Here is a 1,424-nt window from a genome sequence, read left to right as displayed (position 1 = left end):
CCGAAAGGCGTCCCAAACACGGTCTTTCTGCCTCCTCAATCAGTTCATACGGCCGGCCCGACACACCAACACCGAGTGCGCTTAGAAGCTCTCGGGCGGAAAGGCCGTTGGCGCCGGCAACAGCTTCGATGAAGCTGTGCAAGTCCTGTCCCGGCTTCATCATCCTGGTGATCGCCATAGGCGCTGGGTCACCGAGCATGACTCTTGCCCTTCCTGCCCTGTCCTTTGAAAGCGCGCAGTTCCGCCGCAGTGGCTCGTCGCGCTGCATCGGCACCAACCGGGAGCGGTGTTCGGTTGATCAGCTGCTCGTCGATCTGCTCAGCGCGGTTACGCATCGCTAGAAACGCTGCGCGTTTCAGTAGTTCGACCAGCGTTCCCACACTTCCCGTGGTTCGTTCGTAGAGCAGGTCCCAAGAGTCAACAAGCTGGCCGGGCGGGTGGGCACAGAGCGCCAGTTGAGACTCCAGGGTCGCGACCAGTTGCTTCCATTCGGCCTGGCCGGATTTGTCCGCGGCAGAGATTCTCTCGCCGCGGACTAGTGTCCAGCGTCGTGCGGTCTGGTCCATCCGGCCGGCGGTACGTCGACCGGTGGTGTCATAGAGCCCCTTGTCGTCTAGGTCTACCCCGGCGTAAACGCATGTTCCCGCGAAGTCATCGAGCAGCCTCTTGAGGTGGTCGGTCAGGGCCTGCCCGTTCTTGTTACCGGCATTGATGCAGTGCAGATCGTCGACGATCAAAAACTCGGTCTCGGCCTCCGCGAGTGTCTTTAGTGCGTCCGCTGTCCATCGTTCAGCGGTTCGTTTGGCTTCTGGCACGCCGAGGAATGTGGCGATCGACTGGGACATGTCCTTCATTGAGGGGTTCCCACTGAGGCCGATCAGCACTGTGGGGATCCGATAGGCTCCCGAATCCGTGCGGTCGCCGTTGCTTTGCCGTGAGCGGCGGTCCACCGTGCGGGCGAAGTGTGTGATGGCGGTGGTCTTGCCAACGGTGGGGGCGCCGTCGATGACCACGGCGTTTCGCGCCGCGTAGCCCCCGACCGGGTTGGTCGAACGGACCAACTCAACGATGTCGTGAACCTCGCGCATGAGCGAGGTCTGCACGGGGGCCATGAAGGAGTGGTAGCGGTTGCGTTTCTCGTTGTAGCTACTCACCTCCGATGGATTCATTGCAGCAAGCTGGTCTCGGGTCTTGATGTCCGGCCTTTGCAGATAGGGGGTGTCGCAGTATTTCTGCCATGCCTTCCAGGTCTTCTTGTGCGGATCAGCACTCATCGAGTGCCTCCGCCCACTCGTCGTCCTCATCAGCGATCGCCAATAGGGAAATGTCGTCGACCACGTCGTCTTCGCCGTCCGGATCGTCGAGGTCATCGACGGGCTCGTCCTCGATCGGTGGGAGCTCATTGAGTATTTGAGGGTTTGGGA

The 1,424-nt window shown here is 61.1% G+C and carries 1 protein-coding gene; it reads right to left on the bottom strand.

The features are described from left to right. Nucleotides 1-188: 188 nt before the first annotated feature. Complete coding sequence (locus H483_RS27010; RefSeq protein ID WP_081615128.1) at nucleotides 189-1,274, bottom strand: TniB family NTP-binding protein; 1,086 nt, start codon at nucleotides 1,272-1,274, stop codon at nucleotides 189-191. Between the last annotated feature and the right edge of the window lie 150 nt (nucleotides 1,275-1,424).

It is taken from the genome of Dietzia sp. UCD-THP (genome assembly GCF_000349585.1).
Classification (GTDB): domain Bacteria; phylum Actinomycetota; class Actinomycetes; order Mycobacteriales; family Mycobacteriaceae; genus Dietzia; species Dietzia natronolimnaea_A.
Note: the sequence above shows the minus strand (reverse complement) of the source record. Positions and strands in the feature narration are given on the sequence as shown.

Excerpts from the sequence above, each read along its gene's own strand:
- H483_RS27010 (WP_081615128.1), bottom strand. The coding sequence starts at position 1,274 with ATGAGTGCTGATCCGCACAAGAAGACCTGGAAGGCATGGCAGAAATAC.